13 protein-coding genes are annotated in these 17,794 nt (G+C 52.3%); 2 read left to right on the plus strand and 11 right to left on the minus strand.

The window, feature by feature from the left end; genetic code table 11:
• Positions 1 to 25: 25 nt before the first annotated feature.
• Positions 26 to 2,347: an N-6 DNA methylase gene (locus ACZ52Z_RS16020; RefSeq protein WP_464267777.1), complete on the minus strand. Its 2,322-nt coding sequence runs from the start codon at positions 2,345 to 2,347 to the stop codon at positions 26 to 28.
• An 833-nt stretch (positions 2,348 to 3,180) separates the two neighbouring features.
• On the opposite strand from ACZ52Z_RS16020, the gene ACZ52Z_RS16025 reads away from it, so the two are divergent.
• Entirely contained in the window at positions 3,181 to 5,058 is a 1,878-nt protein-coding gene (locus ACZ52Z_RS16025) for a putative nucleotidyltransferase substrate binding domain-containing protein (protein ID WP_464267778.1), read from the plus strand.
• A 17-nt stretch (positions 5,059 to 5,075) separates the two neighbouring features.
• Positions 5,076 to 5,792: a 3'-5' exonuclease gene (locus ACZ52Z_RS16030; RefSeq protein WP_464267779.1), complete on the plus strand. Its 717-nt coding sequence runs from the start codon at positions 5,076 to 5,078 to the stop codon at positions 5,790 to 5,792.
• Between the two features lie 59 nt (positions 5,793 to 5,851).
• Here ACZ52Z_RS16030 and ACZ52Z_RS16035 read toward each other — a convergent pair whose 3' ends face one another.
• From ACZ52Z_RS16035 to ACZ52Z_RS16080, 10 genes are all read right to left on the minus strand, one after another.
• Positions 5,852 to 7,429 (minus strand): BCCT family transporter, encoded by a 1,578-nt coding sequence (locus ACZ52Z_RS16035; RefSeq protein WP_464267780.1) that lies wholly within the window; start codon positions 7,427 to 7,429, stop codon positions 5,852 to 5,854.
• A 323-nt stretch (positions 7,430 to 7,752) separates the two neighbouring features.
• On the minus strand, positions 7,753 to 8,766 hold the full coding sequence (locus tag ACZ52Z_RS16040) for a mechanosensitive ion channel family protein (RefSeq protein WP_464267781.1): 1,014 nt from the start codon (positions 8,764 to 8,766) through the stop codon (positions 7,753 to 7,755).
• A gap of 524 nt (positions 8,767 to 9,290) precedes the next feature.
• Positions 9,291 to 9,980 (minus strand): sensor histidine kinase, encoded by a 690-nt coding sequence (locus tag ACZ52Z_RS16045; RefSeq protein WP_464267782.1) that lies wholly within the window; start codon positions 9,978 to 9,980, stop codon positions 9,291 to 9,293.
• Between the two features lie 5 nt (positions 9,981 to 9,985).
• On the minus strand, positions 9,986 to 10,357 hold the full coding sequence (locus ACZ52Z_RS16050; RefSeq protein WP_464267783.1) for a response regulator: 372 nt from the start codon (positions 10,355 to 10,357) through the stop codon (positions 9,986 to 9,988).
• Positions 10,358 to 10,361: 4 nt separating this feature from the next.
• Positions 10,362 to 12,155, minus strand: coding sequence for a sensor histidine kinase (locus tag ACZ52Z_RS16055; protein ID WP_464267784.1), 1,794 nt, complete (start codon positions 12,153 to 12,155; stop codon positions 10,362 to 10,364).
• Positions 12,137 to 12,490, minus strand: a complete 354-nt coding sequence (locus ACZ52Z_RS16060) for a NifB/NifX family molybdenum-iron cluster-binding protein (protein WP_464267785.1) — start codon at positions 12,488 to 12,490, stop codon at positions 12,137 to 12,139. Before ACZ52Z_RS16060 ends, ACZ52Z_RS16055 begins: the two co-directional genes overlap by 19 nt.
• Before the next feature lie 10 nt (positions 12,491 to 12,500).
• The gene (locus tag ACZ52Z_RS16065; RefSeq protein WP_464267786.1) at positions 12,501 to 13,895 is read right to left on the minus strand and encodes a sigma-54 interaction domain-containing protein; all 1,395 of its coding nucleotides are present in this window, start codon (positions 13,893 to 13,895) and stop codon (positions 12,501 to 12,503) included.
• Positions 13,896 to 14,043: 148 nt separating this feature from the next.
• Entirely contained in the window at positions 14,044 to 15,468 is a 1,425-nt protein-coding gene (gene nhaD, locus ACZ52Z_RS16070) for a sodium:proton antiporter NhaD (protein WP_464270809.1), read from the minus strand.
• Between the two features lie 184 nt (positions 15,469 to 15,652).
• The gene (locus tag ACZ52Z_RS16075; RefSeq protein WP_464267787.1) at positions 15,653 to 17,149 is read right to left on the minus strand and encodes an SLC13 family permease; all 1,497 of its coding nucleotides are present in this window, start codon (positions 17,147 to 17,149) and stop codon (positions 15,653 to 15,655) included.
• A complete protein-coding gene (locus ACZ52Z_RS16080) occupies positions 17,142 to 17,696 on the minus strand; it encodes a CBS domain-containing protein (RefSeq protein ID WP_464267788.1) in 555 nt (184 codons plus the stop codon). The genes ACZ52Z_RS16075 and ACZ52Z_RS16080 overlap by 8 nt, the downstream gene beginning before the upstream one ends.
• Positions 17,697 to 17,794: the final 98 nt, after the last annotated feature.

The raw sequence follows: 17,794 nt of genomic DNA on the forward strand, positions 1-17,794 counted from the left end.
GGGTACGCCTGATATCGCCCACCATTCACGAATGAACCTCCTGCAGCAACTGCATGATCTCAGCACTCACCTTGTCCAGATCCGCATCGATCTCGGCAAGATCCCGAGGTGGTTGGTACACATAGAAATGCCGATTAAAGGGGATCTCATAACCGACAATACCTATCTCCCCATCCTTACTGTCTCGCTTGCTGCCGTCGATCCAGGCTTCAGGAACATGGGGCTGCACCTCCTTGGCGAAGTACTCTTCATTTAGCTCGTTGACCAGCCGTGATGGATCGAGGGCAACGTTCTCGTGGTCTCGGAGGTCACCGTCCACCTGATACTCAACAACCTTGCCGTCTACCTCGAACAGGCCGTATATGGGATCAGGGCTTCCTTTCTTATGTACCTTCTTGGCCACCTTCTTTGCCTCGGGATTCTTCCAGCTGACAGCATCCGTGATCTGCTTTTTCTCCTTAGTGTCGAGCTTCACGTCTGCGGCCTTCAAGGCAGCAGCATACCCGTTAAAATCATCATGCTGATCGCTACCGATCGTCTCTTGAAGGAGTTTTGCCTTCTCCATCATCTCTCGCTGGAAGAGCCATGTCTTGCTGTTCAGGAGGTCCTTGACATGCTTCTCCTTCAGATTGCTGAATGCTTTCTTGATGTGCCGCCGTATATCGTCCTCATGCTCTGCAAGGCCTCCATATTGGTCGTCAGACCAGGCTTGGCCGTACGCCCAATCTTGCCCATACGCTTCATATATCCATTTCATGGCAGCGTTGAGCGGTTTAGGGGCAAAACGCAACTCCTCTATCCGTTCGTCGCTGAACTGGTAGGAGAGGCGTAAAGGCCGCTCTATGGTGATCCGCCGATAACCGAACTCATGGGTATGGAAGATCTTGCTGCTGAAGGTCTTGGGTCCGCCGTTCTTGCCGTTTTCGGCCTGTCGTCCCCGGTTACCCTTCACCTCTTCCGGTTTGTCCAACTCACGAGCATCGATTACCTCGAACCCACCAAAGGCACGGGTGATGGTGGCGATATCGTCATCACCCGTGATGTTCCGCTTGGAGCCAAGCGATTTGCGCATCTTGCCATAAAGGTGGACACCGTTGATCAGCTGCACCTTGCCCTTCCGCTCAGGTGCCTTGGTGTTGGTGAGCACCCAGACATAGGTGGCAATGCCGGTGTTATAGAACATGTCCGTGGGTAGGGCGACAATGGCCTCAAGCAGGTCTGCTTCAAGGATGTACCTTCGGATCTCGGACTCCCCCGATCCAGCCCCGCCAGTAAACAAGGGGGAACCGTTAAGGATAATGCCGATACGACCGCCACCTTCGGACCCATCCCGGAGCTTGCTGATCAGGTGCATCAGGAACAGCAGCGAGCCATCCGACACCCGGGGCAGGCCTGGACCGAAACGACCGTCAAACCCCTTCAGGGTATGCTCATCCTTGACCTCCTTCTCGATCTTCTTCCAGTCCACCCCAAAGGGTGGATTGGAGAGCATGTAGTCGAACTTGTCGGCGTACAGCTGGTCATTGGAAAGGGTGTTACCGTATTTGATATTGCTGACATCCTGCCCCTTAATCAGCATGTCCGCCTTGCAGATGGCATAACTCTCCGGATTGAGTTCCTGGCCGAATGTACGCATTACGGCCTGGGGATTGAGTTCGTGTACATATTCCATCCCGGAAGAAAGAAAGCCTCCTGTGCCTGCGGTAGGATCGTAAATGGTGCGAATGATACCCGGCTTGGTCAGCGCATCATCATCTTCCATGAACACCAGGGAGGTGGTCAGGCGAACAATATCCCGGGGAGTGAAGTGTTCCCCAGCAGTCTCGTTGGAGCTCTCCGCAAACCGACGAATGAGTTCTTCGAAGACCAAGCCCATCTCATGGTTAGAAATCTTTTTCGGTGAAAGGTCAGTAGCCCGCACCTTCTGCACTATCTTATAAAGGAGGTTGGCATCACTCAGCTGACCAATGAACTCATCAAACTTGAAATATTCGAAGATCTCCCTTGCATCGCGGGAAAAGCCCTGAATATAGGACTCCAAGTTGGCCTTGATACCCGACTCCCCAAGCTTGCCAAGATCCATCTGGGAGGTATTGAAAAAGGCAAGTCCGTCGGTCAATCGCAGCAGCAATTTTTCCTGCGCCTCCTCGGGCAGGTTCATCTTCCTCACTTTTTCCCACTCTGCCAGAACGGCGGGCTTGGATTCCTCCAGCACACTCTCCAACCGCCGGAGCAGGGTGAAGGGAAGGATAACACGGCCATATTGACTCTGTTTGAAATCACCGCGAAGGAGGTCCGCCAGGGACCAGATATAGGCTGCAAGGTTATTGGTTGCTTGTGTCCGCATTTATATTTCAGAAGGTTGAGTATGGGGAAAAGGACCACTTGTAAATCGAGCCAGGAATACTTTTTAGCGACCTTACGCATGATATGAGAGGGTCGAAAATATATCTACAACTTGCTCTACCTTTGGGCAATCATTGATTTATATGGCCTGCAGCAAGGACTGCACATTTCCTGTCATGGCAGTCCGACTGTGTAGGAAGTCGTTAATTGTTTTTACGGGTTCTGTGATAGGAGGGTGTGATGGTCCTACCCTCAGCAAAATGGCCGAAAGATTTTACCCAAACGGTGAAAATATTTTAATAGGGAATCCGATAGCAGCTTGATGAAGTTTTTGCTGTGGGCCGGGTGGGAATATGCTGTTGATGGAATAGGGAACTATGTTATAGGACTGGAGAATCGTACCGTAAGCGGAGAAGGAATTAAATATCAGTTGTGTGGGAGCGTTCCGATACTATTCGTTCCGTTATTGATGGTGGGGGTTAATCCACCGAATGCAGCAGGGGTGTATTGATGGGTGTATTTTTAAAATCGAACTGTGTTGACGTTTGTAATTTATTGTTAATAAATAATAAATTGTTACAGTTTTGTTCCGACCTCCGCACCAGAATATATTAAGGCTTTTTCTCGTTATTACGCGAGTTAAAGCCTTTTTTTATGCCGGTGAGCCTACTTGGCCGAGCTCGTCGGTTATTGTTTTTTCGCGTTTTCTATTCAAAAAAAGGAACAACGGTGGAACAATAGAACAATATGCACCGATGGGTGCTATTGGCCTTTTTTATCAATATTCTGATAAGTTAAAAATGGCGTCTGCGTAAAGCCAGCGCACCTGTGTTCATGAGCATAGAATTAGTTGAAATCAAAGATTTTCTCCTTGAGTACCCGCCGTTTGATGCTCTGCCTGCTGAGGCGGTAGAGCATGCCACCTCCCAGGTTGAAGTTGCCTACTACCGCTCAGGCAGCAGTATCTTGAGTTACGGCGACAGAATTCATCACCTGTATGTTATCCGAAGCGGTGCCGTCGAAATATTCCGGCGAAACGGGACACTGCACAACCGGCTGGAGTCGGGAGACCTCTTTGGGCAAATGGGTCTGTTGATGAACAACCTGGTACGGTTGGCAGCACGAGCCATAGAGGATACCCTGGTATACCGTTTGCCTGAGCAGCTCTTTTATGATTTTTGCGATCAATATGAAGACTTTTCAGATTTTGTCGAGCTGGAGAACAGTACACGGTTGCACCAGGCGGTCACTACTGCCGGAGAAAATGACCTGACTACCGCCAAGATCAAGAGCCTGCTTACCCGCGAGCCGGTGGTTATTCCCAGCAATACAACCATCCAGGCTGCTGCGCACATCATGGCAGAGGAAAACATTTCCGCTGTCCTGGTCAAGGATGACGTCAGCGAGCCGGAGGTGGCAAGGAGGGCAAGGCATATTTTCGGTATTCTAACGGATAGGGACCTGTGCAACCGTATCTTGGCTGCGGGCTTACCCTCCAGTACGCCAGTGATCGATGTGATGACAACAGACCTGCTGGCGCTTGATCACAACGCCTATGTGTATGAGGCCATGCTGGTGATGCTGCGCTATAATATCAAGCATCTTCCACTGATGAAGGATAAGTGGCCTATCGGGATCGTGGAATTGACCGATATCGTGCGATATGAGTCTCAAAACAGTCTGCTGCTGGTGAATAGTATTTTCCAGCAAACAACAGTTGAAGACCTTGAAGCATTGTCCCATCAGGTAAAAGACTGTTTTGTGCGTATGGTCAATGAAGATGCCAACTCACACATGGTTGGCAGTGCGATGGCTGTTATCGGCAGGAGTTTTATTCAACGCCTCACGGAACTGGCGGAAGAGCGGTACGGCCCCCCGCCAGTTCCCTACTGCTTTCTCTCTTTTGGTTCCATGGCAAGGGACGAGCAGTTGTTTATTACCGACCAGGATAATGGTCTCATGCTCGACAATGCCTACACCCCTGAGCTGGACGAGAGCTATTTTGTCCGCATGGCAGACTTTGTCTGTGATGGATTGGCACGGTGTGGATATGACAAATGCACGGGAAACATTATGGCAACAAATCCCGAGTGGCGGAAGACGAGAAGCGAGTGGCAGGACTGTTTTCGTGAATGGATAGAAAACCCCACCCCGCAGGCACTGTTGAACAGTTCGATTTTTTTTGACCTGGAAGGAGTGTGCGGAAAGGTTGCATGGGCCGAAGAGCTTCAAGACTTTGTTGTTGATCGGGCAAGAGAGGGGCGCCGTTTTCTCGCCTGCCTGGCAAGAAACGCGCTCCATCGTACCCCGCCTCTCGGCTTTTTTAAAAATTTTGTGATGGAGAAGGACGGGCGCCACAGAAATTCTATCAACCTGAAACGGAGGGGGACGGCACCGCTTGCCGATATCGTCCGTGTGCACGGGTTGGCCGTTGGTTCTGCTGCACGCAATACCTTCGAACGGTTGGATGACATTATCGATGCCGGGGTTTTGCCTGAGGGGCGAGGGCCTGACCTGCGTGATGCCATGGAGTTTATCTCTCTGGTTCGTATCCGGCACCAGGTACGCGACCTGGAGGAAGGAGCGGATCCTGAAAATACGATTGATCCTGCAGACATGTCCGATTTCGAGCGCAGGCACCTCAAGGATGCCTTTCAGATTTTAAGTAACGCGCAGAATTTTATCAAATACCGTTATCAGGCCGGCAAATAAAAGAGTGTTGTTCGACCATGTTGCTTTCCTTACAGCGTTTTTCGCATATCGTTGATTGGCCCTCCTTTATGATGGCTAGAGAGGGTGAGATGCAGGATCCGCGGTTGAAAAAATTTTTTCAAACCGGGGTGTGCGATCCTGATATTCCGGTGCAGGATGCGCCTTTTGTTGCACTGGATTGTGAAACCACCGGCTTGAATCCTCAAAGAGACGACATCGTCAGCATTGGGGTGGTTCCCTTTACCTCCTCAGGTATTGCCTGCAGGAAAAGCGAGTATTGGGTCTTGAAGCCAAGGCAGCTGCGGGAAGATTCTGTGGTCATCCACGGGATTACCCATTCGGAAATTCACCGTGCCCCTGATCTGGAAAAGATTTTTGAGGATTTACTTGAAGTACTGGCCGGAAAGGTGGTTGTCGCTCATTGTTTGGATATAGAGCGCAATTTTTTACACAACGCACTTGTGCAGCGGCTGGGCGAAGGCGTGTGTTTTCCTATGATCGATACCATGGCCATTGAAGCAGAACAGCAACGGCAACATACCGGCTGGCTGAAGAGGCTGATGCGCAGCCATTCCTGCTCGGTTCGTCTGGCCGATGCCAGGCAACGCTACGGCCTGCCCATGTATCAGCCGCACCACGCCCTGACCGATGCGCTGGCCACGGCTGAATTGTTTCTGGCCCAGCTTGCCCACCATTACTCCCCAGCTCTGCCGGTAAAGGCGTTGTGGAGATAATCGCCGCTCCTGTCCGGGTGCGGATCCTGACAGGAGCGGCGAGTGGTTCCTGCCCTCAGCTACATTGCCGCTTTTTCCGTTCTCAGGCCCATGATCAGGCTCACGCACATCATCAAAAGAACAATGGTAAACGGCAGGGCCGTTGAAATGGCTCCGGCCTGTAAGGCCTGAATGGCCTCAGTTCCCCCTATCCACAAGAGCGCTGCAGCAATCGCACCCTCGATGGTTGCCCAGAAAATCCGCTGGGGAACCGGAGCATCAAGTTTGCCGCCCGCTGTGATGGAATCGATAACCAGCGACCCGGAATCAGAAGAGGTTATGAAGAATATCAGGACCAGGGTAATGGCGATAACCGAAAGAACGGTCCCAAAAGGCAGTACTTCAAACATCTGAAACATTGCCAGCGGTACGGCGGTAAGCCCGTTTTGACCGAGTTCGCCAAGTTTGTCTGCGACCTGTTCAATAGCTATTCCTCCGAAGACCGACATCCAGAGTATGGTGACCAGCGTGGGAATGATGAGTACTGCGGCCATGAATTGGCGTATTGTACGGCCCCTGGAGACTCGGGCAATGAACATGCCGACAAACGGGGACCAGGAAATCCACCATGCCCAGTAGAAAACGGTCCATCCTTGAAACCAGGCCGTATCCTCACGGCCATGGGGGTTGCTCAGCGGGATAATATTTTCCACATAGGCCTGGACGGTTGCGGGGATCGATCCTGCTGTTACTGCAAAACCTACCAGTGCGACAAATGCGAGAAGGGAGAAGGCAACCAACATGTTGATGTTGCTGAGTACTTTGACACCACCTTCTATTCCGCGTACAACCGAAACAACTGCCAAAAAGGTTACCCCGATGATAACGGTGAGCTGCATGCCGATGCCGCCGTTGAGACCGAATACATGGTTAATGCCGCTGGCAGCCTGCTGTGCACCAAGCCCGAGGGAGGTCGCCAGGCCGAAGAGGGTGGCAATCACGGCAAGTGTATCGACGATATGGCCTGCCCATCCCCAGGCTCGATCGCCAAAAAGCGGGTAGAATATGGAGCGGATAGAGAGTGGGAGGCCCTTATTGTAGGCAAAAAATGCCAGTGACAGGGCAACAACCCCATACATGGCCCATGGATGCAGCCCCCAGTGAAACATGGTAGCGCCCATGGCAAGCTGTGCAGCCTCAGGGGTATTAGGAGCGACATTCAGGGGCGTTTTGTACCAGCCTGTATAGTAGGCAACTGGCTCTGCCACACTCCAAAACATGAGGCCGATACCCATGCCGGCGGCAAACAGCATGGCCATCCAGGCGAGGAAGGAATGATCGGGTTTTGCCTTATCCCCTCCAAGTCGGATGTTCCCAAAAGGGGATACGAGGAGTCCAAGGCAAAAGAGGACCATAATGTTTCCTGTCCAGATGAAGAGGGAATCAAAATTGGCGATAATTTTCCACTTGATCCCGTCAAGGAAGGTCTTTGCCGTATGCGGGTCATTCAACAGGGTGACTGTCAGAAACAGGAGGATTAATCCCGCACTTACGCCAAACACCGGGTTATGGATATCAAAACCCCATTTCTGGATATTGTCCTGCCCGACAGTGTAGTCGGTATTGTTTATACTGTACTTGTCTTTGGTTTTACTCATTGACAGCCTCAATCTACGGGTTGTGTTCTTTTTTGCATTGGTCATGGTGGGCGAAGCCCTCTTTAGACCAAAAGCGTAACAAAGTTGATGGGTTAAGACGCATCTTTCTGCGAAGAAGAACTGGAGAATATACCAAATGGCTGGATAAATGCAAATTGTTTCCTACAATATTACCTGAGTGCTATTCCCTGGTTGCTGGTGCCGTTGCAAGGTGAAAAGAGGGGACGCTCGAGGGGGAACAGCAGGGGGGAGAAAAATAAAGGGCAGGGCGTTGGTGTGTCATCTCCGAAGCACCCATGGGTGCTCCGGAGGCAGAGACTCCCTTATGACGGAGCCACCTGATGCATGTGGACGTCCTGTTGCGGATAGGGAAAGGAGATTCCTTTTTCGTCAAAGGTGAGTTTGATTCTTTCGGTGAGATCCAGACGGACATCCCAGTAATCGGCGGTTTTTACCCAGGGACGGACTATCAGGTTGACGCTTGAATCAGCCAGTTCGGCAACCGCAATGGTTGGTGCCGGATTGTCAAGGATGCGGCTGTCGGCTTTCACCAGGCTTTCAAGGGTGGTTTTCGCCTTTCGGATGTCGTCATCGTAGCCAATCCCGATGACCAGGTCAATTCTTCGCGTGGGTTCGGCATTGACATTGGTAATCACGTCTGCAGTGATGGCACTGTTCGGGACAATGATTTTCTGGTTATCCGGGGTCATGATGATGGTGCTGAAGATATCGATCTGTTCCACCCTGCCGGTGACGCCACCGGCGGTCACCACATCGCCTACCTTAAACGGACAGAACAGGATCAGCATGACGCCGGAGGCAAAATTGGCCAGTGAGTCTTTGAGGGCCAGACCGATGGCCAGGCCTGCGGCACCAAAGATAGCAACAAAGGAGGTGGTCTTGATGCCGAGCTGATCTGCCGCCGCGATCACCACTGCTGCCAGCAGGGCATAATAGATCAGCTTGCTGAGAAAACGTGCCAGGGTTTCATCTATTTTGGCACGGGTCATGGCCCGTCGACCAATGGAGGAAAACCACATGGCCAGCCATCTGCCGAGCATGAAGATGACAATGGCTATCACGATGCCAGGACCGTTGTTTTTGCACCAGTCCAATCCCAGTTGAAGCAGCTCCTTATACTTATCCGGATTAAGGACCTCGTCCGGGTTGGAAAGATCAATGATTTTTTTGGCAGGCTCTGCTTCTTTGGTTGCAGCTGCGGCAGCTTCTGCCTTGCCTCCATCAGCCGGCGCTTGTTCATCAGCGGCCAGGCAGTTGACGCTGAACAGGGCAAGGAGCAGGGTCGTCAGCACGCTGCAGATGATTGTACGTTGCATGTTCTCTCTCTTGGTTGGATGTTGATTGGTAAGGATACTGGCTGGTTGCCTAACCCGTATGCGTATGGTGTTACGCTACCTGTTTGACCGGAAAATACAATAAGCTTGAGCCATGCTTACAGAATCTTTACCAGGGGGAGTGTTTGATGCAACCTGCATTGCTCAAGCATGTTGTATGGAGTCTCTATCGCAACTCCAATTCAACTGCTTCCAAGTTAATGAGCCTGCTGGGAAATTGACCAAAGGGCTAAACTGAGCCCCCAAGCTGAAGAGCAATCCGGGCGGCCTGCAGAGAATGCCTGTTCTTCGCAGGCAATGTGGGGGCATGGGGTGATCGACTGGGTGGCGGAAACCGTGCAAAGGGAAATCGTTGGATGCCGGATTACGGCCCCTCAGGCGCCTCCTGCAGCTGAGCGGAACTCTGCATCGTGGAGCGGATGAGCGCATGACCTGGCCTGCCTTGGCCGGTCTTGTGGATGGTGCCTGCACCCGGCGCTCATCTGCAGCACGCCGCCTCCATCGCTTTAGTTGTTCTGGGCGAGAGAGGGGACCGCTAGGGTGATGCGGGTGTCCGTGCCATCAAGTTTATCTACGGATATGGCTGCAGCAAGTTCTTCTAGCGCCGAGCTGAGGGGGGGAAAGGGGTGTTCGGCCTCATCTTGCAATGCGGCAACCCCTTTGAGGAGAAAACAGATCTCCACCCTGTCGTTTTTCCACCGGGTCTCCAGGTCAAGTGCGCCGCCTGCATCCGTATGTTCAAGGCAGAACATGTACAGCCTGTAGACGAGATGGTGGAGAAGGGAGGGACTGCTGTATATCGGCGGGATGTCCTTGCCCGGTGTAAAACCAGTCTCCACCTGTTTGAGGCGGCTAAAGCGATCGAGAAATGCGCGTACCTCAACCAGCAGGTCATTGATGTGGAAAGAAGAAAGAGGGGTGTCGGACCGGTGGGCGAAGCTGCTGAGATGGTGCAGCATTTCAGCAGCAATAACAACTCGTCGCTCAATGCTGTCCACAGCGTTTTTTAAACGCTGGAGAGTGGCCTCCTCCCCCTGTATCCCGCCGAACTCCACCACATCTCCGATCAGGCCGTTGGATTCCCTAATGATGCCCAGGTGGTTTTTCATATCATGGGAAAAACCGGCCATTAGGCGACCGAGTGACTCAACCTGAAGAGGGCGAAGGTCTGTTTTTTCTTCGGAAGTATTGTCCATGCTGATTACCTGTTTTTCTGTGCTGCCTGATTGATCTTTTCCAACAATTCACCGAGATCTACCGGTTTCATAATATAATCAAATGCTCCATGTTCCATGGCCTTGATCCCTGAGGCCGCGGAACCATGACCGGTGAGCATGATCACTTCTATACCGGGCTCGCGCTCTTTGATGTCGGCGAGAATATCCAGCCCGTTGGTATCCGGCATTTTTAAGTCCAGGATCACCACATCCGGCTTCTCCTCCCATACCTGCACCAACCCCTCGGTGCCGCTATGAACGTCGATGGCATCAAAACCGCGCAGACAGAGTCGTTGGCGCAGGGTAGAGGCGAATTCGGCCTCGTCGTCAATGATCAGAATTTTTAACTTGCTCATGTGTTCACTCTTTGTCATGGGTTAGCGGCAAGATAATTTCAAATGTTGTTCCTTCGCCCATCTCTGATTGTACATTGATGCGGCCTCCAAGTTTTTCAATAATCCCATAGGTAATGGAAAGCCCCAGCCCGGTCCCTTTTCCTGTTTCTTTGGTGGTGAAAAAGGGCTCGAAGATTCGTCGTCGGGTCTCCTCAGACATCCCCTCTCCGGTATCACTGATGGTTACTTTGATATGCTGCTCGTCTTCTTCAGCGGTAACCAGGGTAATGGTGCCATTGTTGCCAATGGCATCAACAGCGTTATTGATAATGTTGAGAAACACCTGCTGCAGCTGCCCTTTGTCGCTGAAAATGGTCTTGATCCCCGGCTGGAGTTGGAAATCCATCCTGATCTGGTTGTAGGTTGCCTCTCTGATGAGAAAGGCGGCGGTTTCTTCAACCACGTTATTGATGTCCACTTCCTCAATGGTGACATCTGTGTGCCGAGCAAAGCCAAGCAGCCTGTGGGTAATGGTTTTACAGCGAACAACACTTTGCTGTATGCTGTTGAGGGCCTCCAGCATCGGCTCTTTGTACTCAAACGGCCCGGTGATATCGAAATAATCATGCACCAGGCCAGCCTTCTGGTTGATGATGGATAGCGGGTTGTTTATCTCATGGGCCACGCCGGCCGCCAACCGACCTATGGAGGCGAGCTTGTTGGCGTCTTCCGCTTCGGCAAGAAATTGCTCTCGCTTGATGTCGGCCTCACGGATATAGGCTGTTATTCCACGGCTGAGGCGGAGGGCGACCAGAACAGCACCAACCACGCATGAGAGGATAATGGTGAACAGCCTCAGTTGGAAAAAAAACCAGGCATCTTCCTGGAGGTATGATTCTTTGATCATCACCAGGTTCCAGGGGGTACTATCCAGCGGAATGCATGCCCGGAGCACCTCTTGCCCGGTTTCGGTTGTTCTAACGGAAATGTTTGTTTTTCCCTGGAGCAGCTGGACGTTTTCTCCGAGTATCTGTTCAACGTCGTAGTTGGAAGAAAGCGGGGTCTGCAGTGGGCTCAAGGCTCCCTGCTGGCCATATTTTTTGGGTGTGGTCTGGGCAATGCCCTCGGCATTCTCCAGGTAGATGTCGTCAACCAGGGTGGTGCTGATGGTGTCAATGTATCGCTGGAGCCTCCTGCCGTCGATGGTTACCCGCAGAACCCATTGCCCTTTCCGGTCTGCATGGGAACGACTGATGGCAATAACGAAGTGAGGGACCTGTCTGTATCCGGAAAAGACGTTGGATATATAGACCCCTCGCTGCAGCACCTCCTGGTACCAGGTCTGATCGGTATAGTCGCGGCTGTCCAATTCGTACGGCCCTATGTAGGCCAGTTGCTTGCCTTGGGTGTCGATGACTTCAATATCGGCAAAATCAGGATATTCGTTTTGCAGGCGGTCAAGCAGGGTTGAGAGTAATTCCGGGTTGATCAGTTCCTGAAAGCGGTCGGTATGGCCGACAAATTTAATGATGGACTGCAGTTTTGCACTGAATCGCTCCATGGTGCTGCCCGCCTGCTCAATATTCAACACCAGCTGGGTCAGTTCATCTTTGAGCAACAAGCGTTTGTACTGATAGTGAGAGAGAATGGAGATGGAAATCATCGGGATCAGCACCAGCACCAGCAAGAGGATAAACAGGCTTCTCGCGAATTTGGTGTAGTTTTTCTCAACAACCATTCCATCTTCGATATTATCCTGGAAAGGCGGCAGAATCTTTGACAACCAGCCGAATTGTCCCTTCATTCCGTCATCCCGCATGAATTCGCTCCCGGCAATATAGTTTTCGCGCTGAGTTTCCCCTCCACCGCCAGTGCAATAACCGCGGCGCAAGGCCCAATGATGGAATCTATCACTGTGATTTTCTTCCAGGTAAGAAACTGGCTATGCTGTTCTTCTATCCCTCCGCAAATAACGACACTCACTTTTTCCTGCAGTGCCAGGTCACAGAGTTTTTCCGCAGAAGGTTCCGAGAAGATAATTGATCTGGGTTCTTCAAGTATTTGTCGGTCGTAACAGGTGACGATCAACGCCTCTCCGGTGAGATCAAACCTGGGAGCAACACAATCTCCTCGTATGGTAATCAGTATTTTCATGGCAACAGGTTCAGTTCAGGCCGTATTTCTTCATTTTTCTCCAGAGCGTCGTTCTTCCCCAGCCCATTATGGCGGCGGCTTCCGAACGATTGCCGCCAGTCTGGCGTAGCGCGTTGACAATGTCTTCCTTTTCGACTTCGGCCCACCCCATGAGCATGGGCGTTGTCCGGGCTTCCGGCTTCGGTGGCGCAGCTGTTGCTGCGCTGGGCTGCTCTTTCTTGTCGGGAATGGTGCTTTCCTCCGGGGAAAAAATATAGGGTGGTAGATCGTCGAGAGCTATGTGTTGTCCCCGACATAGATTTACCGCATATTCGACTATATTTCTCAGTTCCCGTACGTTGCCCGGATAGGGGTAAGTGTTCAACGCTGCCAATGCCTCAGGGGAGACCCCCTGGATCGGTCTGCCCAGGGCTTCGCTGAATTGCCGGGTAAAATGATCTACCAGGAGGCGGACGTCTCCCTCTCGTTCCCGTAATGGCGGGACGTGGAGATGCAGTACATTGAGTCGATAATAGAGGTCTTCCCGGAACCTTCCCGCATTTACCTCCTGACGAAGGGAACGGTGGGTGGCGGCAATGACCCGAACATCCACGGTAAACTTTTTATTGCTGCCCACAGGAAAAAATTCCCGATCATCCAGCACAGAGAGCAGTTTGACCTGCAGTGGAAGAGAAAGATCGCCTATTTCGGTGAGAAAGATCGTGCCTTTGTCTGCCAGACGGAATTTGCCGACACTGTCGCTGACAGCTCCGGTAAATGCGCCTTTGGCATGACCAAAGAGCTCTGATTCAAGCAGTGCCTCGGGCAGGGCGCCGCAGTTGACCTTGATAAAGGGCCGGCGTGCCCTCTTGGACGACTGATGCAGTCGTTCTGCTATCTTGTCCTTGCCGGTACCGGTTTCGCCGGTGATGAGGACGGAGGCATCGGTTTGCGCCAAAACCGTCATCATTTCAAAGATGGCCTCCATCTGTCGACTGTGTCCGATGATTTCTGCGCGAACGTTGCTCTCCAGGGCATCGTTTTTCGCAGCCTGGTAGACCGATGTGTCTTCCAGCACCACCATAACGCCGACAGGTTGTCCCTCCCAATCGACTCGAGTGACTGTGCACAGGACAGGGATCTTGAGCCGGTCCCTGTTGATGATGTTTCCCTCAAAGGATATTGAGCCTCCTTGGTCGAGGGCCTCTCGGCAGACAGGATCATTGAGACTCAGGTTGGTACGCAGAATATAGTCCCCGAAGATGCCTGTAGCTTCGTCGCTGGTAAAGCCGGTCATGGCCTCCAGCGCTCTGTTGAGCGTGACCACGCATAAATGCGTATCAAGAAGGGCTACACCGTGAGGTATGCCATTGAGTAGTTCGGCCACCCACGCCCGTGAGGGAAAGGCTGCATGTTCCGATTGCATATCACCTGTCATGTGAGAGGAAGGGCATAAGGTGCAGACACTTGTTTTTTTAGAAGCCTGCTGCACAGCTTACACTGTGCAGCAGGCAGGGGCAAGGTCCTGTGTGGGGGAAGGTGGACCACCAGGCAACCCCTTCTTCCGCGGAGGTCTACAAAATGACCCCGTCGAAAAATTTTGCGTTCACCAGGAAGTGAACCCATATACTTGCGGCATAGCCAAGGGCGATGGCTGGCAGCCACCGCAGGTGACTGAAAAACGTATACATTCCCTTGGACTGTCCCATCAGGGCAACTCCGGCTGCCGAGCCAATGGAGAGCATGCTGCCGCCTACACCGGCGGTAAGGGTGACCAGCAGCCAATGGCCCAAGGACATATCGGGCTTCATGGTGAGCACCGCAAACATGACCGGGATGTTATCCAGAATCGCGGAAAGAACGCCGACCATGATGTTTGCCGGAGTCGCACCCCAGTCAATGTACATCACCTCGGAAACAATGCCCAGGTAGCCGATAAAACCGAGGCCGCCGACGCAGAGGACCACGCCATAGAAAAACATCAGCGTGTCCCACTCGGCACGGGCTATATTGCGAAAGACATCAAAGGCAACCGTGTCGCCGATACGTTCCTCGGCTTTTTCCGGGTCATAACCGGGTGAGCCCACTCCACCCTTGTGGGTTTTCTTCAGGTAAAAACCGTAAATTTTCAAGTAGGCCAATCCGGTCATCATGCCCATCATGGGCGGAAGATGGAGAAAATTATGAAAGGAGACTGCAGTGGCAATGGTCAGTAAAAAGAGCGCCATGACAACCACGGCACCGCGCTTGAGGTGAACATCGATCACGCAGGAGTCCGGCTGCATCTTGGGTACGGCGAAATGCATGATGGCCGCCGGGACCAGCCAGTTCACTACAGACGGGAGGAACAGGTTGAAAAATGTGGTAAATTCAACAATTCCCTTCTGCCAAACCATCAGGGTGGTGATATCGCCGAAAGGAGAAAAGGCGCCACCGGCATTGGCAGCGATAACAATGTTAATACAGGCAAGGCTGACAAAGCGCACATTATCTCTACCGATGGCCATAACCACTGCACACATGAGCATGGCTGTGGTGAGATTGTCGGCGATGGGGGAGAGAAAAAAGGCGATCACCCCGGTTATCCAGAACAGCTTCCGCAGAGAAAAACCTGCACAGACCAGTCTGACGCGGAGGGCTTCAAAGACCTGGCGTTCATCCATGGCATTGATATAGGTCATGGCCACCAGGAGGAAGAGAAAGAGTTCCGCATATTCGAGAATGTTATGTCGAACCGCCTCTTCAGCGGCATGGGGAAACCCGTTGGACGCATAGATGACAGCGATCAATCCCCAGATGATGCCGGCGGCTAGCAGCACAGGTTTCGACTTGCGCATATGGGTATACTCTTCGGCGATCACCAGCCCGTAGGCAACGACAAAAATCAGCAGGCAGACTATCCCGACCCAGCTTCCGGTCAGGTCTAGGTTGCCGGCACTTGCGGCAAGAACCGTCTCTGCCCCGAATATCAGCAGTAGCGAAGCGATTCCGGGTAACATTTTTCCCAGGGTTAACAAACCATTTTTCACGACGTGTCCTCCATCTTGTTCTTTTTCAAAACTGTTGCTCCTCTGTGGTGCGTTGGGCACCACTCTTGTTAAAGGACCGCGACGCCCTTTTGCGCAGTCGCGGTCCGCTGGACCACTCCCCTCTGGAGAGTGGGAAAATCAGTGTATGGTGCAGTTACATGAGCTTGGGGACATAAATCTCCATGCCCATCAACGGCCAGATAACGGTTACCGCCAGCCAGGTCACGATCATCAGCACAATCGATGCCGGAATACCGTAGAGGAAAAATTCCCCGGTGGTAAACTGCTTGGAACTGTAGGCAATGGCATTGGGTGCCGCTCCCACGAGCAGCAGGAAAGGCATGCCGGCCACCACCAGGGAGGAGAAAAGAATCACCTCGCCTGCCACGCCCAGATAGGGGGCGATGACCAGGGCTACCGGCAGGGAAATGGCAATTGCGGCCACGTTCATGATAAAGTTGGTCATCATCATGACAAAAAAGGCCATGCCAAGGATAAAGACGATCGGGGGTGCATTCTGAAACATGACCAGCCAGTTGACAGCCAGCCACTTGGCCGCGCCGGTCTCCCACAGGCAGAAACCGATGGACATTGCTCCGGCAAAAAGCAGGATGATGTTCCAGGGGATCTCTTCCAGGTCATCAATATTGAGGATGTTGAACAGGAAGAAGGCGATGGTGGAACAGAGCAGTATCCCTGTCTTGTCCAGTCCCGAAAGTGCGGGAATAAAATTCTTCATCGCGATGACAACGATGGTGATGGCGACGATGCTGGCGGTAATTATTTCCTTTCTGCTCCAGCTGCCGAGTTCTGCATACATCATCTTGGATTTTTTCTTGAGGCCGGGAATACTCGATTGCTCGGGCTTGAAAGCAATCATGCAAAACCCCCAGAGAAGAAAGGTCATCAACCAGCCGATGGGGAACATGTAGATGGTGAGTTCAAAGAAGCTGACATCAATATTCATGATATCTTTGTAAAAGCCCAGCGCCACCGCTCCCCTGGCTGCACCCAGCAGGGTAACGATACTGCCCGCGCCCGCGACAAAGGCCATCCCGATGAACAACCCTTTGCCGAACCTGGTTTTCCGCTCTTCGTCAGCATAGAGGGCGTGAATGGCCATCAGCATGGGAAACATGGTTGCCGCAACCGCGGTGTGCGCCATCAGGTGGGTCAGGGCCGAAGTCATGATAAAGCAGCCAAGGTAGATCATGCTCGTCCGTTCGCCGACAATGGACAACATTTTGTAGGCGATCCGTTTGGTCAGACCGGTCTTGGTGAACACCATACCGATAACAATGGAACCAAAGATAAAGAGCACTGATGGGTCCATAAAGTCCTTGAAAGCGACTTTGGGGTCGCGGATCATGAACAGCGCCTGGACCGCTCCAATAGTCAAGCTGGTGACGCCGATGGGAACGACTTCAAAAACCCACCAGGTCGCGGCAAGCAAAAAAAGGCCAATAGCTCCCTTTGCCTGCTGGCTCAGCTCGAAATGTTCACCCATGGGGTCCACGGCAGCCGGCCAGGGCGGACAGTAGTACACGAACAGGAACAGGCCGATGCCGAGCAGCATGAAAAAAAGCCTTTTCCAGTCTAGGGTGCTTCCAGCTACTGGAAGAGTGACAGGTGTAGTCTCTGAATTACTCATTATCCCTCTCCTTTTGTCCCGGGATTGGGCAATACGTGTTGCACATGGTGGTAAATATTTCTTCCAGGCGAAGGACGCCTACAACGGACCCTTTTTCCGTCACCGGGACGTCGAACTCTCCGCGTCCATGCATCATCACCATGGCGGTGAGCATGTGCGTTGTTGCCGAAATGGTAAAATCAATGGCCTTTACAAAGGGTTTGATGGGGCGCATCCGGCTTTTGCCGCATTCTGCAAAAATGGTTTCCTCATGGAGGAGGGCAAGGTTCGGGTACTCGCCTTTTTTCCCATCAAAGCGACTGGTCTGGAGTCCATCGAATAGTCTCGGGGCAAAAGCCCGCATGATATCCATTAATGTGAGCCTGCCGATCAGCTGATTGTGGGTGTTGAGAACAAACAGCATGGCGTAGTGCAGGCGTTCCTTCTGGCCCGCACGAAACTCCATAAAGGACTGGATTGCCTCGTCTACCGTCTGGTGTTCGTAAATGTGAGGGTACTGATCAAGCGGAATCAGCAGGTCTTTTACTGTGGGGGGTGCATGCTCCATGCTTTCCTCCTATAATTCAGTTGCATCATCGGTGGCGAAGCGCTCAGGCAAGGCCTGTGTTGAGCGGACGCACATTTCCTGTTCGGATTGATTCTGTT

The sequence above is a fragment of the Desulfogranum aggregans genome (genome assembly GCF_055398265.1).